Below are 19396 nucleotides of genomic sequence, written 5' to 3'. Positions count from 1 at the left end.
CCGGGACCGCCGGTGCCCGAGGGAGCACCGCGGTGCCGCGCGGCGGGCCGGGGCGGCGGGTCACGCGCCGAGGCGCTCGCCCGAGGCCAGCCGGAGACCGCGGGCCCAGTCCTCGGCCCGCATCGGCTTCTTGCCCTGCGGCTGCACCCAGCGCAACGCCACGGCGTGCGAGCCGGTGCCCGCGTGGACGGAGTGCTTCTCCACGGCGAGCTCCCCCGGCGCGAGCCCGGCGTGCTCGGGTGCCGGCGCGATCTGACGGAGCTTCAGGCGCTCGCCCCGGAAGACCGTCCAGGCGCCGGGCGCCGGCGTGCACGCCCGCACGAGCCGGTCCACCCGGAGCGCGGGCGCCGACCAGTCCACCCGGGCGTCGTCCACGGTGAACTTCGGCGCGCTGGTGATCCCCTCGGCCGGCTGCGGCGTCGCCCGCAGCGTGCCGTCCTCGACGCCGTCCATGGTGGCGACCAGCAGCCCGGCGCCGGCCAGGGCGAGCCGGGTGAGCAGGTCGCCGCTGGTGTCCTGGGCGCGGATCTGCTCGGTGAGCACGCCGAAGACCGGGCCGGAGTCGAGGCCCTCCTCGATCAGGAACGTCGTCGCCCCGGTGATCTCGTCACCGGCGAGCAGCGCGTGCTGCACCGGCGCGGCCCCGCGCCAGGCGGGAAGCAGGGAGAAGTGCAGGTTGACCCAGCCGTGCGCGGGGATGTCCAGCGCGCTCTTGGGCAGCAACGCGCCGTAGGCGACGACCGGGCAGCAGTCGGGGGCGATCCGCCGCAGCCTGTCCTGGAAGTCCGGGTCCCGCGGCCGGCGCGGCCGGAGGATCTCGATGCCGGCCTCGGCGGCGCGCTCGGCCACCGGGCTGGCGACGAGGCGCCGGCCCCGGCCGGCCGGGGCGTCGGGGCGGGTCACGACGGCGGCGACCTCGTGCCGGTCCGAGGCGAGCAGCGCGTCCAGGGCGGGAACGGCGACCTCGGGCGTGCCGGCGAAGACGAGCCTCATCGTGCGTACGTCACCTCTCTCGAGCCATCCCCACGGGCGCGGGGGCGGCTGACGAGTCTACGGGCCGCTCCGGGCGGCGGCCGCCCGGCGTGTGACGGGGCGTACGGACCGGCGCCCGCGCTCCGCCGCGCAGACGGCTCGCTCTGCACCGTGACTCCGACGGCCGCCGGGCGTTGGTCAAGTGAGATTGACCACAGCGGGCCCCGCCTTCCTGACGCCCGGCCCGTTCCTTCCCTGTCTCCGGTTCGAGAGGCTTGTTCATGGCCGACCACGCCACCCCTGACGCACAGGCACGGGCCAGCCTGCATCTGCTCGTGCGGGACATCGAGCGGGTCCGCCGCCAGGTGGACGCGCTGCGCACGTTGACCGCCCAGTTGGGCAACGTCTACCGCCCGCGACGCACCGGGCCGGCGACCGGTTTCGTCGTCTACGGCCGCGCCCCCGCCCCCACGGTCCGGCTCGCCCAGGAGCTGCGGGACAGCGTCGAGGCGCTGGTCACCGCCGCCGTCGACTTCGACCGTTCGCTCGGCTTCTCCTGGGACGCGGTGGGCTCGGCCCTGGGCGTCACGAAGCAGGCGGTACACCGCAGGTACGGCACCCGGCGGGCCACCACCGGCGCCGCCCGGGACGGCGCGGGACAACCCGAGCCGCCCGGCGCGGAGCGGCCGCTGCCGATGGCCCCCGGCGTGCCCCCGGCCCGCACCGGGCCGCTGGCCAGGGAGGCCAGGACGGGCGCCCTGCCGGCGCCGCGCTCCGGCTGAGCCGGGGCCGGCGCCGGCGGTCAGCCGATGTCGGGAGGGTCGATCCGCACCCAGGCGACGGGCCCCTCCCGGCGGGTCAACAGGGCGGCCTGCGCCGACTTGAGAGCGGCGGCGAGTGCCGCGCCGATGCCGGGCGGGACCCGGACCAGCGCGCGCTGCCACCGCTCCCCCGGCGGTGGCCGGCCGACCCGGCGGGGCGCGCCCGGCTCGGTGACCGGCAGCGGCACCGGGCCCAGCACCTCCGCCTCGGCGGGCAGCCGGGCCGCCCGCAGCAGGCCGTCCACCGCCTCCGCCGGACCGCTCACCGCCGCCATCCGGGACACCGGTGGGAAGCCGAGCACGGCGCGGTCCGCCAGTTCGCGCCTGGCGTGGCCCGCCGGATCCCAGCGCACCAGGGCCTGCACCGGCGCGAGCGTGGGCTCGGCGAGCACCAGCACCGTGCCTCCGTCCTGCTGCGACCTGACCAGCGCGGCGGCGGTCAGCCAGCGGCGCAACGCCTCCTCGCCCGCGCGCAGGTCGGGACGGCCGAGCAGCGCCCAGCCGTCGAGCAGCAGGGCCGCCGCGTAGCCGGGGCCCTCGGGCACCGGTTCGGCGCCCGGGGTGCTGACGATCAGCGCGGGCTGATCGGGCACGGTGGGCAGGACATGCTCGCGGCCCGAGGTGCGGACCGGGACGGTCGGGAACGCGCGTCCGAGCTCCTCGGCGGTGCGCCGGGCGCCGACGACCGTGGCGCGCAGCCGACCGCCGCCGCATTCGGCGCAGTGCCAGCCGGGGACCTCGGTGCCGCACCAGCCGCAGCGCACCTCCTCCCCCGCGCGTTCGGCGGCCAGCGGACCGTGGCAGGTGTCGCAGCGGGCCGGGGCGCGGCAGCGGTCGCAGGCCAGCCGGGGCACGTACCCGCGGCGCGGCACCTGGACCAGCACCGGGCCCCGGGCCAGCGCGTCCCTGGCGGTGCGCCAGGCCAGGCTCGGCAGCCGGGCCGTGCGGGCCGCCGGATCCCGGGCCACGTCCGTCTCGTCGACGGTCCGGACCAGCGCGGCGGTCGTGCGCAGGGTCTCCCGGTCGGCGGCCAGCGGCGCGGCCCAGCCGGTCTCGACCAGCTGCGCCGCCTCGGCGCTGACGCCATGGCCGCCGAGCAGCAGCGCGGCGCCCTCCTGGGCGGCGCGCAGCAGCAGCACCTCGCGCGCGTGCGGCTGGGGCGCGCGGTCGTCGCCGTGCGAGGGGTCGGCGTCGTCCCAGATCGCGGCGAGTCCCAGGTCGCGCACGGGCGCGAACATCGCCGCCCGGGTGCCGACGACGCAGCGCACCGTCCCCCGGTTGACCGCGAGCCAGCGGCGGTACCGCGCCTCAGGTCCGGCGTCGGCGGTGAGCAGCACATGCTGGTCGGCGCCGCCGAGCACCGCGCGGAGCGCGGCGTCCACCCGGGCCGCGGCGCGGCCGTCCGGGAGCACGGCGAGCGCGCCCCGGCCGGCGGCCAGCACGGTGGCCAGGGCGCGCGCGAGCTCGTCGGGCCAGCCCGGCCCGGGCAGCGCGGCCCACACCGCCCGCGGGCTCTCTCCCGCGGCCAGCGCGCCGAGGAACGCGGCGCCGCGCGGGTACCGGGACCAGCCGCCGGGCTCGGGCGGTGGCGGCGGGGCGGGCGCGGGCCCCGCGGGCTGCCGTTCGACGCGCGCCACCCGGGGCGGCACGGCCAGCTGCACCACGTCGGCGAGGGCGCCCGCGTAGCGGTCGGCGACGGCGCGGCACAGCCGCAGCAGCGGCTCGTCCAGCACCGGTTCGGTCGAGAGCACCTGGGCCAGCGGGGCCAGCACCCCGGGATAGTCGCTCTCCGCGCGGCGCTCCACCACGAAGCCGTTGATCAGGCCGCCGCCCTCCCGGCGTCCGCCACGCTCGCCGGCGCCGAACCGGACCCGGACCCGGACGCCGGGCCGGGCCTCGGCGTCCATGGCGGCGGGGACGGCGTAGTCGAAGTACCGGTCGAGGTGGACCAGGCCCTTGTCGACCAGGACCCGGGCGACCGGCAGCCGGTCCGCGAGGGCGGCCCCGCGCCACGTGCGCGGCCTGGCCCGCGGCGGCCTGGCCGCGCGGGCGGTCTCGCGGATGAGCGCGAGCTGCTCGTTCTCCGGGTCCGCTCGCCGCCGCTCGTCACCCATGCGGCCAGTACACCAGACGGAACGGACAGGCCCGCGCCGGCGGCGAAGCCGGCGCGGGGGCGGTCGGCACCTGGTCGGACAGGGGCGTCGAACGGGATCGTCGAACGGGCTAGACGCCGGCCGCGGCGCGGAGTGCCTCCACCCGGTCGGTGCGCTCCCAGGTGAAGTCGGGCAGCTCCCGGCCGAAGTGCCCGTACGCCGCGGTCTGGGCGTAGATCGGGCGCAGCAGGTCCAGGTCGCGGATGATGGCCGCGGGCCGCAGGTCGAAGACCTCGCCGATGGCGCGTTCGATGCGGTCGGGGCCCACCGTCGCGGTGCCGAACGTCTCCACGAAGAGCCCCACCGGCTCGGCCTTGCCGATGGCGTAGGCGACCTGGACCTCGCACCGGGTGGCGAGGCCGGCGGCCACCACGTTCTTCGCGACCCAGCGCATCGCGTAGGCGGCGGACCGGTCCACCTTGGAGGGGTCCTTGCCGGAGAAGGCGCCGCCGCCGTGCCGGGCCATGCCGCCGTAGGTGTCGATGATGATCTTCCGGCCGGTGAGCCCGGCGTCGCCCATCGGGCCGCCGATCTCGAACCGTCCGGTCGGGTTGACCAGCAGCCGGTAGTCCTCGGTGTCGAGCTTGATGCCCTCGCCGATCAGGGCCTTCAGCTCGGGCTCGACGACGAACTCCTGGATGTCGGGAGCGAGCAGCGACTCCAGGTCGATGTCGCTGGCGTGCTGGCTGGAAACCACCACCGTGTCCAGTCGCACCGCCTTGTGACCGTCGTACTCGATGGTCACCTGGGTCTTGCCGTCGGGCCGCAGGTACGGGATGGTGCCGTTCTTCCGGGTCTCCGAGAGGCGGTGCGAGAGCCGGTGCGCCAGCCGGATCGGCAGCGGCATCAGCTCCGGCGTCTCGTCGCAGGCGAAGCCGAACATCAGCCCCTGGTCCCCCGCGCCCTGCCGGTCCAGCTCGTCCTGCACACCCTCGACCCGGGACTCGTACGCGGCGTCCACGCCCTGGGCGATGTCGGGTGACTGGGCGCCGATGGAGACCGAAACGCCGCAGGAGGCGCCGTCGAAGCCCTTCTTGGACGAGTCGTAGCCGATCTCGATGACCTTGTTGCGCACGAGGCTCGCGATCGGTGCGTAGGCCTTGGTGGTGACCTCTCCGGCGACGTGCACCAGGCCCGTGGTGATCATGGTCTCCACGGCGACCCGGGAGGCCGGGTCCTCCTTGAGCAACGCGTCGAGGATGGTGTCGCTGATCTGGTCCGCGATCTTGTCGGGGTGACCCTCGGTCACGGACTCGGAGGTGAACAGGCGCCGGGACACATCGCTCCCTGGGGTTGCAGCGGCTGCTGGCTGATCGACCACCATCGACTCGTCGTTGGTGATCCGCGCCATTCTAGCCGCCGAGCCCTCGCCCGGGGAGGCTGGCCCGCACTCCGAGACGGCCTGCTGCCCGCCCCGACCAGCGTTTCCCCTGGTTCTCCCGCCCGGTCGCTCAGATATCCGAGGGAAACTACCAGTGCGCCCGCACCGCGTCCCAGACGCGGTCGCCGAGCGCCTCCTTGGGGCCGAACGGGACGTCGATCCGGCCACCGTCGGCGGCCAGGATGACCGCCTCGTTCCCCTCGGTGCCGAAGCCGCGGTCCTCCCCCACCTGGTTGACGACCAGCAGGTCGCAACCCTTGCGGGCCAGCTTGGCCCGGCCGTTGTCCAGCACGTTCTCGGTCTCGGCCGCGAAGCCGACCACCACCTGGCCGGCCGGCCGGGCGGCGGCGAGCTCCACCAGAACGTCGGGGTTGCGGACCAGCGCGACGGGCTCCGGGTCCTGCCCCTCCCGCTTCTTGATCTTGTGCGCGGCCCTGGCGGCCGGGCGGAAGTCGGCGACCGCCGCGGCCATCACCACGGCGTCCGCGGCAGCGCTCGCCTTGAGCATCGCGTCCCGCAGCTCCTCCGCCGTGCCCACCCGGACCACCTCGGCGCCCGCGGGTTCCGGCAGGTCGGTGTTGGCGGCCACCAGGGTGACCCGGGCGCCGCGCGCGACGGCGGTGCGGGCCAGGGCGTACCCCTGCCGGCCCGAGGAGCGGTTCCCGAGGAACCGCACCGGGTCCAGGGGTTCCCGGGTGCCGCCGGCGCTGACCACCACGTGGCGGCCGGCGAGGTCGAGGTCGCGCGCGGCGGTGCCGCGGCTCAGCACGCGGCGGCACACCTCGAAGAGCGCGTCCGGGTCGGGCAGCCGGCCGCGGCCGGTGTCGACACCGGTCAGCCGGCCCACGGCGGGCTCGATCACCAGGGCGCCACGCCGGCGCAGGGTGGCGACGTTCTCCCGGGTCGCCGGATGCTCCCACATCTCGGTGTGCATCGCGGGCGCGAAGACGACCGGGCAGCGGGCGGTCAGCAGGGTGCTGGTGAGCAGGTCGTCGGCCTGGCCGGTGGCGGCCTTGGCCAGCAGGTCGGCGGTGGCCGGGGCGACCACGACCAGGTCGGCGCGCTGGCCGATGCGCACATGCGGCACCTCGTGCACCGCGTCCCAGACCTCGGTGGCCACGGGAGCGCCGGAGAGCGCGGCCCAGGTGGCCTCGCCGACGAAACGCAGCGCGGCGGCCGTGGGCACGACCCGCACCCGGTGACCGCTCTCGGTGAGCCGCCGGAGCAGCTCACAGGCCTTGTACGCGGCGATGCCGCCGCCGACGCCCAGGACGACGCTGGGTCCGCGCGGTGCGTCCACCTACTCGGTCGGGCCCTCGACGGCCTCGGAGGTCAGCAGGCCGGCGTTGATCTCGCGCAGCGCGATGGACAGCGGCTTCTCGTGGACGTGGGTGTCCACCAGCGGGCCGACGTACTCCAGCAGGCCCTCGCCGAGCTGCGAGTAGTACGCGTTGATCTGGCGCGCGCGCTTGGCGGCGTAGATCACGAGGCTGTACTTGGAGTCGGTGGCCTCGAGCAGCTCGTCGATCGGGGGGTTGATGATGCCCTCGGGCGTGGCGATGGAAGAGGACACGCTCTGCCTTCCGCTGGGTTGCTTACGCGGGGGGCTGATGCCCCCTGGTACTCAAAACACCAAGGCTAGCAGCTCGGCGGCGACGTCCTCGACCGAGGTGTTGACCAGGGTGACGTCGAACTCCGGCTCGGCCGCGAGCTCGGTTCTGGCCACCGCGAGGCGGCGTTCGATCACCTCGGGCGGCTCGGTGCCCCGGCCGGTGAGCCGGCGCACCAGCTCCTCCCAGCTCGGCGGCGCGAGAAAGACGAGTCGCGCCTCGGGCATGGACGTACGGACCAGCCGGGCGCCCTGGAGGTCGATCTCCAGCAGCACCGGTTCCCCGGCCTGGAGTCGGTCCAGGACGGCCCGGCGGGGTGTTCCGTAACGGTTCCCGGCGAACTCGGCCCATTCGAGCAGCTCGCCGTTCGCGATGAGTTTGTCGAACTCCTCGTCGTCCACGAAGTAGTACTGCACGCCGTGCTGCTCTCCCGGACGGGGCCGGCGGGTGGTGGCTGAGACGGAGAGCCAGACCTCCGGGTGGGCCTTGCGCAGGTGGGCGACGACCGTGCTCTTACCGACCCCGGAGGGGCCGGAGAGCACGGTCAGTCGTGGACGATCGTTCATGCGGCGATTATCCCGGTTCCCATGGGGCGGGAGTACTCAGGCCGAACCGCTGCCGAACTCGCGCTCCAGCGCGGCGATCTGGTTGGAGCCGAGTCCGCGGACCCGGCGGCTTTCGGAGATGCCGAGCCGCTCCATGATCTGGCGGGCACGGACCTTGCCGACGCCAGGCATCGACTCCAGCAGTGCGCTGACCTTCATCTTGCCGATGACATCGTTCTCCTGGCCCTGCTTGATGACCTCGTGCAGCGAGGCGCCGGAGTGCTTGAGCCGATTCTTGACCTCGGCGCGCTCCCGGCGAGCCGCGGCGGCCTTCTCAAGCGCGGCTGCGCGCTGTTCAGGGGTTAGGGGCGGAAGAGCCACGCCTACGTCACCTCGGGTGTCGAACTGTCGGATACGGAATCGGTGTGGAACCTACTGGCACCGCACCAGTGGAGCAACGAGCAACGCGCCCGGGGCTCCGCTCTCGTCGGAGACTAGCGGCCGTCCCCGCCTCAAGTCAGCGAGAATCGACAAAAAGTCCTGGTCAGCTGTGAATCCCCAGGGACTTATCGGTCATATCACCACCAGTAACCGGTCCTCAGCAGCCACCCGGGTACCCACGGTGACCGTACTCAGTCGTTCACATCGAGGATTCGGGCCACCGCGTCGCCCTCCCGCGCGGCGGCGGCGCGCAGCCCGGCCGGGTCGGGCCCGTGTCGCAGCACCTCGCGGCTGAAGCTCGGCAGCACGTTCCGGAGCGCACCGCCGAAGATCCGGGGCAGGTCGTCGGCGGCGGCGCCCTGGGCGCCGAGGCCGGGGGCCAGCAGCGGGCCGTTCAGCTCCAGCGCGGAGCCCAGCGCGGCCGCGGCCGCCGCGTCGAGGGTGGCGCCGACCACCGCGCCGCAGGAGCCGAGCGGGACGGCCCCGGCGTTCTCGGCCGCCAGCCGCTCCAGCATCAGCCGACCGAGCGGGACGCCGTCCCGGGTGGTGGCCTCCTGGGTCTGCGCGCCCTCGGGGTTGGAGGTGCGGGCCAGCACGAACACCCCGGCGCCGGCCGCCCGCGCCGCGTCGAACGCCGGGCGCAGGGACTCGAAGCCGAGGTACGGGCTGAGCGTGACGGCGTCCGCGAACAGCGGTGCGCCGGGCGTGAGGTAGGCCGCCGCGTACGCGGCCATGGTGGAGCCGATGTCGCCGCGTTTGACGTCCAGCAGCACCAAGGCGCCGGCGGACCTGGCGTCGGCGACGGTCCGCTCCAGCACGGCGACGCCGCGCGAGCCGAAGCGCTCGAAGAACGCGGACTGCGGCTTGAGCACGGCGACCCGGTCCGCCAGCGCGTCCACCACCGTGCCGGCGAAGCGGTCGAGCCCCGCCGGGTCGTCGCCGACGCCCCAGGCGGTCAGCAGGGCCGGGTGCGGGTCGATGCCCACGCAGAGCGGCCCGCGCGCCGCCACGACGCGGCGCAGCCGGGCGCCGAAGGGGTCCGGGTGCGGGGTCTGGGCGGCGTCGGTCATGGCAGGGCCCTCCTGGTGTCGGCGCCGACCGCGTCGGCGAGGGTGGCGTGCGGGCTCGCGGCCAGCCGGGCGGCCAGGCCGCGGTGCAGGGCACGCGGCCAGCCGGGGCCGGCGTAGACGAACCCGGTGTAGCCCTGGACCAGGGTGGCGCCGGCGAGGATCCGTCGCCAGGCGTCCTCGGCCGTCTCCACGCCGCCGACGCCGACCAGGGTGATCCGGTCGCCCACCCGGGCGTACAGGCGGCGCAGGACCGCCAGGGAGCGCTCGCGCAGCGGCGCGCCGGACAGGCCGCCGGCGCCCACCGCCGCCACCCGCTCGGGCGGGCTGGCCAGCCCGTCCCGCGCGACGGTGGTGTTGGTGGCGATGATGCCGTCCAGGCCCAGGTCCACGGCCAGGTCGGCGACGGCGTCGATCTCGGCGTCGTCGAGGTCGGGGGCGATCTTGACCAGCAACGGCACGCGCCGGCCCGGCGTCGCCCGGTCGGCCGCCTCCCGGACGGCGACGAGCAGCGGGCGCAGCCGGTCGGCGGCCTGGAGGGCGCGCAGCCCCGGGGTGTTCGGCGAGGAGACGTTGACCACCAGGTAGTCGGCGTGCCCGGCCAGCCGCTCGGTGCTGGTCACGTAGTCGGCGACCGCCTCCTCCTCGGGCACGACCTTGGTCTTGCCGATGTTGACGCCGAGCACGGGGCCGCGTCCCGGCCGGCGGCGGGCGAGGCGGGCGGCGACGGCGGCCGACCCGTCGTTGTTGAACCCCATCCGGTTCACCAGCGCCCGGTCCCGGGGCAGCCGGAACAGCCGCCGGCGGGGGTTGCCCGGCTGGGGCCGCGCGGTCACGGTGCCGATCTCGACGAAGTCGAAGCCGAGCAGCCCGAGGCCGCGGGCGCCGACGGCGTTCTTGTCGAAGCCGGCGGCGAGCCCGAAGGGTCCTGGCAGGTCCAGGCCGAACGCGGTGACCCGGAGCGTCGGATGCGGCGGGGCGAACGCGGCCCGCACCGCGCCGCGCAGGCCGGGGACCCGGGCCGCGGCGCGGATCAGCCCGAAGGCCAGCCCGTGCGCCCGCTCCGGGTCGAGGCGGCGTAGCAGGACGGCGAACAGCAGCCGGTAGCCGGGGTGCCGGCTCATCGGGCGCGGGCCGCGGTGAGCTGCCGCGCGTGGTCCTGGAGCGAGCGGACGTTGACCTCGCCGCGGCCGAGGGCGTGGATGCCCTGCACGGCCGCGGCCAGGGCCTGCACGGTGGTCAGGCAGGGCACGCCGCGGGCCACGGCGGCGGTGCGGATGTCGTAGCCATCGAGGCGGCCCGTGGTGCCGTAGGGGGTGTTGACGATGAGGTCGACCTGACCGGCGTGGATGAGCTGGACGATGGTCGGCTCGCCGTTGGGCCCCTCCCCCTCGCCCTGTTTGCGGACGACGGTCGCCTGGATGCCGTTGCGGCGGAGCACCTCGGCGGTGCCCGAGGTGGCCAGCAGTTCGAAGCCCTGGTCGGCCAGCGCGCGGACCGGCAGGATCACCGCCCGCTTGTCGCGGTTGGCCACCGAGACGAACGCCCGGCCCTTGGTGGGCAGCGCCCCGTAGGCGGCGGCCTGGGACTTGGCGTAGGCCGTGCCGAAGACGCTGTCGATGCCCATCACCTCGCCGGTGGAGCGCATCTCCGGGCCGAGCACCGTGTCCACCCCGCGGCCGTGCACGTCGCGGAAGCGGGAGAACGGCATGACCGCCTCCTTGACCGAGATCGGGGCGTCCAGCGGCAGCGTGCCGCCGTCGCCGCGCTCCGGCAGCAGCCCTTCGGCGCGCAGTTCGGCGACGGTGGCGCCGAGCGAGATCCGGGCGGCCGCCTTGGCCAGCGGCACGGCCGTCGCCTTGGAGGTGAACGGCACGGTGCGGGAGGCCCGCGGGTTGGCCTCCAGGACGTAGAGGATGTCCCCGGACAGCGCGAACTGGATGTTGATCAGGCCGCGCACGCCGACGCCGCGGGCGATGGCCTCGGTGGAGGCGCGCAGCCGCTTGATGTCGAAGCCGCCGAGGGTGGTGGGGGGCAGCGCGCAGGCGGAGTCGCCGGAGTGGATGCCGGCCTCCTCGATGTGCTCCATCACCCCGCCGAGGTACAGGTCCTGGCCGTCGTAGAGCGCGTCCACGTCGATCTCGATGGCGTCGTCGAGGAAGCGGTCGATCAGCACCGGATGTTCGTCGATGAGCCCGGCGTGCCGGGTGAGGTAGTCGGCCAGCGACGCCTCGTCGTAGACGATCCGCATGCCGCGGCCGCCGAGCACGTAGCTGGGGCGGGCCATGACCGGGTAGCCGATGCGGCCGGCGATCTCCTGGGCCTCCTCGAAGGAGAACGCGGTGCCGTAGGTGGGGGCGGGCAGCCCGGCGGCGGCCAGCACCCGGCCGAACGCACCGCGGTCCTCGGCGAGGTGGATCGCCTCGGGCTGGGTGCCGACCACGGGCACGCCGTTGTCCTTCAGCGCCTGGGCGAGGCCGAGCGGGGTCTGGCCGCCGAGTTGGACCACGACCCCGGCCACCGGGCCCGCCTCGGTCTCGGCGTGCACGACCTCCAGCACGTCCTCCAGGGTGAGCGGCTCGAAGTACAGCCGGTCGGAGGTGTCGTAGTCGGTGGAGACGGTCTCGGGGTTGCAGTTGACCATCACCGTCTCGTAGCCGGCGTCGCTCAGCGCGAACGAGGCGTGCACGCAGGAGTAGTCGAACTCGATGCCCTGGCCGATGCGGTTGGGCCCGGAGCCGAGGATGATCACGGCGGGCCGCTCGCGGGGCGTGACCTCGGTCTCCTGGTCGTAGGACGAGTACAGGTACGGGGTGCGGGCGGCGAACTCGGCGGCGCAGGTGTCCACGGTCTTGAACACCGGGCGGACGCCGAGCGCGTGCCTGACCTCCCGCACCACGTCCTCGGCGAGGCCGCGGACGGCGCCGATCTGGGCGTCCGAGAAGCCGTGCCGCTTGGCGGTGGCCAGGAGTTCGGGGCCGAGCCGGTCAGCGGCGGCCAACTCCTCGGCGATCTCGTTGATCAGGCAGAGCTGGTCGACGAACCACAGGTCGATGCCGGTGGCCGCGCACACCTGGGCGGCGTCTGAGCCGGCGCGGATGGCCCGCATCACCGCGCCCAGCCGGCCGTCGGTGGGGATGGCCGCGGCCGCCAGTGCCGCGTCCCGGTCGCCGGGGTCGGCGGCGAAGTCGAAGGGCGCGTCGGGCTTCTCCACGGAGCGGAGCGCCTTGTTGAGCGCCTCGGTGAAGTTCCGGCCGATGGCCATGGCCTCGCCGACGGACTTCATGGTGGTGGTGAGCGTGGCGTCGGCGGCCGGGAACTTCTCGAACGCGAACCGCGGCACCTTGACGACGACGTAGTCGAGGGTGGGCTCGAAGGAGGCGGGGGTCTGTCCCGTGATGTCGTTCGGGATCTCGTCGAGGGTGTAGCCGATGGCCAGCCGGGCCGCGATCTTGGCGATCGGGAAGCCGGTGGCCTTGGACGCCAGCGCCGAGGACCGGGAGACCCGCGGGTTCATCTCGATCACCACGACCCGGCCGTCGTCGGGGTTGACCGCGAACTGGATGTTGCAGCCCCCGGTGTCCACGCCGACCTCGCGGATCACGGCGATGCCGACGTCGCGAAGGATCTGGTACTCGCGGTCGGTCAGGGTCATGGCGGGTGCCACGGTGATCGAGTCGCCGGTGTGCACGCCCATCGGGTCGAGGTTCTCGATCGAGCAGACCACGACGACGTTGTCGTTGCGGTCGCGCATCAGCTCCAGCTCGAACTCCTTCCAGCCGACGATGGACTCCTCCAGCAGCACCTCGCCGACCGGGGACAGCGCGAGCCCCTGGCCGGCGATCCGGCGCAGTTCGTCCTCGTCGTGGGCGAAGCCGGATCCGGCGCCGCCCATGGTGAAGGAGGGCCGCACCACGACCGGGTAGCCGCCGAGTTCCGTGACGCCGTCCACCACCTCCTCGATCGAGTGGCAGATGACCGAGCGGGCCGACTCGCCGTGCCCGGTCGTGGCCCGGACCGCGTCCACGACGGTCTTGAACCGCTCGCGGTCCTCGCCCTTGGCGATCGCCTCGACGCTGGCGCCGATCAGCTCCACGCCGTACTCGGCCAGGGTGCCGGCCTCGTGCAGCGCGATGGCGGCGTTCAGCGCGGTCTGGCCGCCGAGGGTGGGCAGCAGCGCGTCGGGGCGCTCCCGTTCGATGATCTTGGTCACGAACTCGGGGGTGATCGGCTCGACGTAGGTGGCGTCGGCGATCTCCGGGTCGGTCATGATCGTGGCCGGGTTGGAGTTGACCAGGACGACGCGCAGCCCTTCGGCCTTCAGCACCCGGCACGCCTGGGTACCCGAGTAGTCGAACTCCGCGGCCTGCCCGATCACGATCGGCCCCGAGCCGATCACCAGGACTGACGTGATATCGGTGCGCTTAGGCACGCTCGCCCTCCATCAGGGAGACGAAGCGGTCGAAGAGGTAGGCCGCGTCGTGGGGGCCTGCCGCCGCTTCGGGGTGGTACTGGACGCTGAAGGCCGGCCGGTCGAGCAGCCGCAGCCCTTCGACGACGTTGTCGTTGAGGCAGACATGGGAGACCCGAGTCCGCCCGTGTGGGGTGTCGGAATCGCGGTCCAGCGGGGCGTCGACGGCGAAGCCGTGGTTGTGCGCGGTCACCTCGACCCGGCCGGTGGCCAGGTCCTTGACCGGCTGGTTGATGCCGCGGTGACCGTACTTGAGCTTGAACGTGCCGAAGCCGAGGGCACGACCGAGGATCTGGTTGCCGAAGCAGATGCCGAAGAGCGGGGTACGGCGGTCGAGGACGCCGCGCATCAGCTCCACCGGATGCGCGGCGGCGGCCGGATCGCCGGGGCCGTTGGAGAAGAAGACGCCGTCGGGCGAGACGGCGTACACCTCGTCCAGGGTGGCGGTGGCGGGCAGGACGTGCACGTCGATGCCGCGTTCGGCCATCCGGTGCGGGGTCATGCCCTTGATCCCGAGGTCGACCGCGGCGACGGTGAACCGCTTGCGGCCGAGGGCCGGGACCAGGTACGGCTCGGCGGTGGCGACCTCGGGCGCCAGGTCGGCGCCGGTCATCCGGGGTGCGGCGCGCACCCGGGCGAGCAGCGTCGGCTCGTCGGCGAGGGCGGGTCCGGAGAAGATGCCCGCCCGCATGGCGCCGCGCTCCCGCAGGTGCCGGGTGAGGGCGCGGGTGTCGACCCCGCTGATCCCGACCACGCCCTGGGCGGTCAGCTCCTGGTCGAGGGAGCGCACCGAGCGCCAGTTGGACGGGACGCGGGCCGGGTCGCGGACCACGTAGCCGGCGACCCAGATGCGGGCGGACTCGGGGTCCTCGTCGTTGACGCCGGTGTTGCCGACGTGCGGGGCGGTCATCACCACGACCTGGCGGTGGTACGAGGGGTCGGTGAGGGTCTCCTGGTATCCGGTCATGCCGGTGGCGAAGACCGCCTCGCCGAAGGTCTCGCCGACCGCGCCGTAGGCCCGGCCGCGGAAGGCACGGCCGTCCTCGAGGACGAGCAGGGCCGGGGTGGTGGCCTGGGTGGCGCTGGTCATCGGGCACGCTCCGGTCGCTGGTCGCGGGTGGTTCTGGTGGTTCTGGTGGACCCGGGAGGGCGGCCGGCGGTCATGTGAGGACTCCGTCCAGCAGGGTGGGCCGGCCGGCCAGGTAGGTGTGGGTGACCCGGCCCGGCAGCTCCCGGCCGGCGTACGGGCTGTTGCGGCTGCGGGAGACGTGCTCCGCGGGGTTGACGACTGCGCGGTGCGTCGGGTCGAGCAGCGTGAGGTGGGCGGGCTCGCCCACCGCGATCGGACGTCCGTGGCGGGCGACCCGGCCGATGGCGGCGGGCCGGCGGGACATCCGGTCGGCGATGCCGGCCCAGTCCAGCAGGCCGGTGTCCACCATGGTCTGCTGCACGACGCTGAGCGCGGTCTCCAGGCCGGTCATGCCCATGGCCGCGGCGCCCCACTCGCAGTCCTTGTCCTCGTACGGGTGCGGAGCGTGGTCGGTGGCGACGCAGTCGATGGTGCCGTCGGCCAGTGCCTCACGCAGCGCCAGCACGTCGGCCTCGGTGCGCAGCGGCGGGTTCACCTTGTAGACCGGATCGTAGGAACGCACCAGCTCGTCGGTGAGCAGCAGGTGGTGCGGGGTGACCTCGGCGGTGACCCGCCAGCCCTTGGACTTCGCCCAGCGCACCAGCTCGACCGAGCCGGCGGTGCTGAGGTGGCAGATGTGCAACCGGGAGCCGACATGGGCGGCCAGCAGCACGTCCCGGGCGATGATCGCCTCCTCGGCCACGGCCGGCCAGCCGGCCAGGCCGAGCTCGGCGGACACCACACCCTCGTTCATCTGGGCGCCCTGGGTCAGCCGCGGCTCCTGGGCGTGCTGGGCGACGACGCCGTCGAACGCCTTCACGTACTCCAGGGCCCTGCGCATGATGACGGCGTCGTGCACGCAGCGGCCGTCGTCGGAGAAGACCACGACGCCGGCGGCGGAGTCGTGCATCGCCCCGAGCTCGGCCAGCTGCTTGCCGTCCAGGCCGACGGTGACCGCGCCGACCGGTCGGACGTCGCAGTACCCGGACTCCCGGCCCAGCCGCCAGACCTGCTCGACGACGCCGGCCGTGTCGGCCACCGGGAAGGTGTTGGCCATGGCGTGCACCGCGGTGAAGCCGCCGGTGGCCGCGGCCCGGGTGCCGGTGAGGACCGTCTCCGAGTCCTCCCGGCCCGGTTCCCGCAGGTGGGTGTGCAGGTCGACGAGCCCCGGCAGCAGCACGCGGCCCTCGGCCTCGACGACGCTGGCGCCCGCCGCGGCGACGTTGCGGCTGACCTCGGCGATGACGCCGTCCTCGATCAACACGTCGCGAGGTTGTCCGCCGAGGACGCTCGCGCCGCGGATCAGCGTCCGTGGGGACTGACTCCTGGTGGTGCTCACGCGCCCTCCTCGGCGGTACGGGTCTCGGCGGTACGGGTGGTGACGGCCGGCTCGGCGCCGCCGAGCAGCAGGTACAGGACGGCCATCCGGACGCTGACCCCGCCCGCGACCTGCTCCACGGCGGTGCAGCGGGGGGAGTCGGCGACCTCGGCGGTGATCTCCATGCCGCGGTTCATCGGGCCGGGGTGCATCACGATGGCGTGCTCGGGCATCCGGGCCATGCGGGCGCCGTCCAGGCCGTACCTGCGCGCGTACTCGCGCTCGGTCGGGAAGTAGGCGGCGTTCATCCGCTCCCGCTGCACCCTGAGCATCATCACCGCGTCGGACTTCGGCAGCACGGCGTCGAGTTGGTAGTCGACGGCGCAGGGCCAGCGTTCCACGCCGATGGGCATCAGGGTCGGCGGGGCGACGACCGTGACCTCGGCGCCCAGGGTGGTGAACAGCTGGACGCCGGAACGGGCGACGCGGCTGTGCAGGATGTCGCCGACGATGGTGATCCGCCGGCCCGCCAGGTCCCCACCGCGACCCGCGCCGCCGGCGGAGAGCCGGCGGCGCAGGGTGAAGGCGTCCAGCAGGGCCTGGGTGGGGTGCTCGTGGGTGCCGTCGCCGGCGTTGACGACGCAGCCGCCGATCCAGCCCGAGGTGGCGAGGCGGTGCGGGGCACCGGAGTCGTGGTGGCGGATGACGACGGCGTCGGCGCCCATGGCCTCCAGGGTGAGCGCGGTGTCCTTCAGCGACTCGCCCTTGGAGACCGAGGAGCCCTTGGCGGAGAAGTTGATGACGTCGGCGGAGAGCCGCTTGGCGGCGGCCTCGAAGGAGATCCGGGTGCGCGTCGAGTCCTCGAAGAAGAGGTTGACGACGGTGCGGCCGCGGAGTGTCGGGAGTTTCTTGATCGGCCGGTCGGCGACGCGGGCGAGTTCCTCGGCGGTGTCGAGGATCAGCACGGCGTCGTCGCGGGTGAGGTCGGTGGCCGAGATGAGGTGGCGCTTCATCTGGTGCCTTCCGTGGGTTCGGGGCGTGCTGGCGTGACAGGGCCTGGTCGGCGGCCTGACGGGGCGCAGGGGTGCGCCGGGCGTTACTGGCGCTCGGCCGCCGGGGCCGGATCGCGCACGCCGAGCAGCACGACGTCGCGGCCGTCCTCCTCGGTGAGCAGGACCCTGACCGCCTCCCGCAGGGAGGTGGGGATGTTCTTGCCGACGTAGTCGGCGCGGATGGGCAGCTCGCGGTGCCCGCGGTCCACCAGGACCGCGAGCTGCACGGCGCGCGGCCGGCCGATGTCGTTCAGCGCGTCCAGGGCGGCGCGGATGGTGCGCCCGGAGAAGAGCACGTCGTCCACGAGGACGACGAGCCGGCCGTCGACGCCGGTCCCGGGAATGTCGGTGCGGGCCAGCGCGCGCGCCGGGCGCAGCCGCAGGTCGTCCCGGTACATCGTGATGTCCAGGGAACCCACGGGAACGGGGTGGCCCGTGATGTCCTCGAGCCGGGCGGCCAGCCGCCGGGCGAGGTTGACGCCACGGGTGGGAATGCCGAGCAGCACCACGTCGTCCGCGCCCTTGGCGCGCTCGACGATCTCGTGGGCGATGCGGGTCAGCGCCCGCGCGATGTCCGGCGCCTCCAGCACCGGACGGGACGGCACGTTGCCGTTGTCGACCATGGTGAAGTGGACCTCCTTCCCCGCCTCACGGGACGGGCCTTAAAGGATGTCGGGTGGATCGCCCCCCACCGTATCAGGCGCCCACCACCCGCTGTGCGTCGCCGCAGGTCAGGGCCGTCTCTTCGCGCCCCGCTTGACGAGCCAAATTACGCTGCGTAACCTCACTATGAGTTACGAAGATGCCGTCCGGGGAGACACATGTCCAGCGAATACGCAAAACAGCTTGGTACCAAGCTCCGTGCCATCCGTACCCAGCAGGGTCTGTCGCTCCACGGGGTCGAGGAGAAGTCCCAGGGCCGGTGGAAGGCGGTGGTGGTCGGTTCGTACGAGCGCGGCGACCGCGCGGTGACCGTGCAGCGCCTCGCCGAGCTGGCCGACTTCTACGGGGTCCCGGTGCAGGAACTGCTGCCGGGCTCGACGCCGGGCGGGGCCGCCGAGCCGCCGCCGAAGCTGGTGCTCGACCTGGAGCGGCTGGCGACCGTGCCGAGCGAGAAGGCCGGTCCGCTGCAGCGGTACACCGCGACGATCCAGAGCCAGCGCGGCGACTACAACGGCAAGGTGCTGTCGATCCGCCAGGACGACCTGCGCACCCTCGCCGTGATCTACGACCAGTCGCCGTCGGTGCTGACGGAGCAGCTGATCAGCTGGGGCGTGCTGGGCGCGGACGCCCGGCGGGCGGTGCAGACGGAAGAGGGCTGACCTCGCCCTCTTCCCGGCCCTGTTTCCGCACGTCTCGGAGTTTCGTCGCGCGGGCCGGAGAGGTGGCGGGGCTGGGTGTCCCGCCACCCCGGCGCCGTGCGCGCCGCTGGCCAGGGGTCAGCGGCGGAGAGTGGGCTTCAGGTCCTTCAGACGGCCGAGCAGGCCGTTGACGAAGGCCGGAGACTCGTCGGTGGAGAACTCCTTGGCCAGCCGGACGGCCTCGTCGAGCACCACCGCGTCGGGCGTCTCGTCCTGCCAGAGCAGCTCGAAGACGGCGAGCCGCAGGATGGTGCGGTCCACCCCCGGCATCCGGTCCAGCGGCCAGCCGATCGTGTACTGGGCGAGGAGCTCGTCGATCCGCTCCGCGTGCTCCGCATAGCCCTCGACCAGCAGCATGGTGTAGTCGCTCACCTGCGGCCGGTCGTCGGTGCCGGCGAGCCGTATCCGCTCGGCCAGCACCTCCGTGGGCGCGCTGCCCCGCTGGTCGGCCTCGAAGAGGATCTGCAGGGCTCGTTTGCGGGCCTTGCTGCGGGCAGCCACCTAGCTGTTCACCCGGCCGAGGTACTCGCCGGAGCGGGTGTCCACCTTGATCTTCTCGCCGGTGGTGATGAAGAGCGGCACGCCGATCTCGTAACCGGTCTCCAGGCGGGCGGGCTTGGTGCCGCCGGTGGACCGGTCGCCCTGGACCCCGGGCTCGGTGTACTCCACGACCAGCTCGACGGCCGCGGGCAGCTCGATGAACAGCGGGTTCTCCTGGTAGATGGCCACGGTGCAGTCCTGGCCCTCCAGCAGGTAGTTGGCGGCCTCGCCCACGGTCTCCGGGTTGACGAGGAGCTGGTCGTACGTCTCGGTGTCCATGAAGACGAAGTCGGCACCGTCCTTGTAGGAGAACTGCATGCCGCGCCGGTCGACGGTCGCCGTCTCGACCTTCGTGCCGGCGTTGAACGTCCTGTCCACCACCTTGCCGGAGAGCACGTTCTTGAGCTTGGTGCGCACGAAGGCGCCACCCTTGCCGGGCTTGACGTGCTGGAACTCGACGACGGACCACAGTTGGCCGCCGTCCAGCTTGAGCACCATGCCGTTCTTGAGGTCGTTCGTGGTGGCCACGGCCTGG

At 73.8% G+C, this 19396-nt stretch carries 18 protein-coding genes; 2 read left to right on the top strand and 16 right to left on the bottom strand.

Translation table 11 applies throughout. The features are described 5' to 3' along the window. Positions 1-60: 60 nt before the first annotated feature. On the bottom strand, positions 61-993 hold the full coding sequence (gene fmt / locus ABGB06_RS34370; RefSeq protein ID WP_347597718.1) for a methionyl-tRNA formyltransferase: 933 nt from the start codon (positions 991-993) through the stop codon (positions 61-63). Between the two features lie 260 nt (positions 994-1253). Between fmt and ABGB06_RS34365 the strand changes: the two genes are divergently transcribed. Next, positions 1254-1754: a hypothetical protein gene (locus ABGB06_RS34365; protein ID WP_347597715.1), complete on the top strand. Its 501-nt coding sequence runs from the start codon at positions 1254-1256 to the stop codon at positions 1752-1754. Positions 1755-1774: 20 nt separating this feature from the next. Here ABGB06_RS34365 and ABGB06_RS34360 read toward each other — a convergent pair whose 3' ends face one another. From ABGB06_RS34360 to pyrR, 13 genes are all read right to left on the bottom strand, one after another. Then, positions 1775-3907 carry a primosomal protein N' gene (locus ABGB06_RS34360; protein ID WP_347597712.1) on the bottom strand — a complete coding sequence of 711 codons (2133 nt, stop codon included), beginning with the start codon at positions 3905-3907 and terminating at the stop codon, positions 1775-1777. Between the two features lie 109 nt (positions 3908-4016). Further along, a complete protein-coding gene (gene metK, locus ABGB06_RS34355) occupies positions 4017-5225 on the bottom strand; it encodes a methionine adenosyltransferase (protein ID WP_347597709.1) in 1209 nt (402 codons plus the stop codon). 190 nt (positions 5226-5415) lie between these two features. Then, positions 5416-6627 (bottom strand): bifunctional phosphopantothenoylcysteine decarboxylase/phosphopantothenate--cysteine ligase CoaBC, encoded by a 1212-nt coding sequence (coaBC, locus tag ABGB06_RS34350; protein ID WP_347597706.1) that lies wholly within the window; start codon positions 6625-6627, stop codon positions 5416-5418. Next, positions 6628-6900: a DNA-directed RNA polymerase subunit omega gene (gene rpoZ, locus ABGB06_RS34345; RefSeq protein WP_347597703.1), complete on the bottom strand. Its 273-nt coding sequence runs from the start codon at positions 6898-6900 to the stop codon at positions 6628-6630. A 51-nt stretch (positions 6901-6951) separates the two neighbouring features. Next, a complete protein-coding gene (gene gmk / locus ABGB06_RS34340; protein WP_347597700.1) occupies positions 6952-7503 on the bottom strand; it encodes a guanylate kinase in 552 nt (183 codons plus the stop codon). 36 nt (positions 7504-7539) lie between these two features. Further along, on the bottom strand, positions 7540-7863 hold the full coding sequence (locus ABGB06_RS34335; RefSeq protein WP_347597697.1) for an integration host factor: 324 nt from the start codon (positions 7861-7863) through the stop codon (positions 7540-7542). A gap of 251 nt (positions 7864-8114) precedes the next feature. Next, positions 8115-8993: an orotidine-5'-phosphate decarboxylase gene (pyrF, locus tag ABGB06_RS34330; protein WP_347597694.1), complete on the bottom strand. Its 879-nt coding sequence runs from the start codon at positions 8991-8993 to the stop codon at positions 8115-8117. Beyond that, complete coding sequence (locus ABGB06_RS34325) at positions 8990-10114, bottom strand: quinone-dependent dihydroorotate dehydrogenase (RefSeq protein WP_347597691.1); 1125 nt, start codon at positions 10112-10114, stop codon at positions 8990-8992. The genes pyrF and ABGB06_RS34325 overlap by 4 nt, the downstream gene beginning before the upstream one ends. After that, the gene (gene carB, locus ABGB06_RS34320) at positions 10111-13422 is read right to left on the bottom strand and encodes a carbamoyl-phosphate synthase large subunit (protein WP_347597688.1); all 3312 of its coding nucleotides are present in this window, start codon (positions 13420-13422) and stop codon (positions 10111-10113) included. The genes ABGB06_RS34325 and carB overlap by 4 nt, the downstream gene beginning before the upstream one ends. Then, positions 13415-14551 carry a glutamine-hydrolyzing carbamoyl-phosphate synthase small subunit gene (carA, locus tag ABGB06_RS34315; RefSeq protein WP_347597685.1) on the bottom strand — a complete coding sequence of 379 codons (1137 nt, stop codon included), beginning with the start codon at positions 14549-14551 and terminating at the stop codon, positions 13415-13417. The genes carB and carA overlap by 8 nt, the downstream gene beginning before the upstream one ends. Before the next feature lie 70 nt (positions 14552-14621). Next, positions 14622-15929 (bottom strand): dihydroorotase, encoded by a 1308-nt coding sequence (locus tag ABGB06_RS34310; RefSeq protein WP_347597682.1) that lies wholly within the window; start codon positions 15927-15929, stop codon positions 14622-14624. Further along, positions 15926-16921, bottom strand: a complete 996-nt coding sequence (locus ABGB06_RS34305; protein ID WP_347597679.1) for an aspartate carbamoyltransferase catalytic subunit — start codon at positions 16919-16921, stop codon at positions 15926-15928. Before ABGB06_RS34305 ends, ABGB06_RS34310 begins: the two co-directional genes overlap by 4 nt. Positions 16922-17004: 83 nt before the next feature. After that, the gene (gene pyrR / locus ABGB06_RS34300) at positions 17005-17583 is read right to left on the bottom strand and encodes a bifunctional pyr operon transcriptional regulator/uracil phosphoribosyltransferase PyrR (RefSeq protein WP_347597676.1); all 579 of its coding nucleotides are present in this window, start codon (positions 17581-17583) and stop codon (positions 17005-17007) included. A gap of 198 nt (positions 17584-17781) precedes the next feature. Between pyrR and bldD the strand changes: the two genes are divergently transcribed. Then, positions 17782-18282, top strand: coding sequence for a transcriptional regulator BldD (bldD, locus tag ABGB06_RS34295; RefSeq protein WP_347597673.1), 501 nt, complete (start codon positions 17782-17784; stop codon positions 18280-18282). A gap of 117 nt (positions 18283-18399) precedes the next feature. Here bldD and nusB read toward each other — a convergent pair whose 3' ends face one another. After that, on the bottom strand, positions 18400-18822 hold the full coding sequence (gene nusB, locus ABGB06_RS34290; protein WP_347597670.1) for a transcription antitermination factor NusB: 423 nt from the start codon (positions 18820-18822) through the stop codon (positions 18400-18402). Further along, complete coding sequence (gene efp, locus ABGB06_RS34285; protein ID WP_347597667.1) at positions 18823-19389, bottom strand: elongation factor P; 567 nt, start codon at positions 19387-19389, stop codon at positions 18823-18825. Positions 19390-19396 lie beyond the last annotated feature (7 nt).

This window comes from Streptomyces sp. B6B3 (assembly GCF_039871525.1).
Classification (GTDB): domain Bacteria; phylum Actinomycetota; class Actinomycetes; order Streptomycetales; family Streptomycetaceae; genus Streptomyces.
The sequence above is the reverse complement of the archived record's forward strand: the minus strand, read 5'-3'. Positions and strand labels throughout refer to the sequence as shown.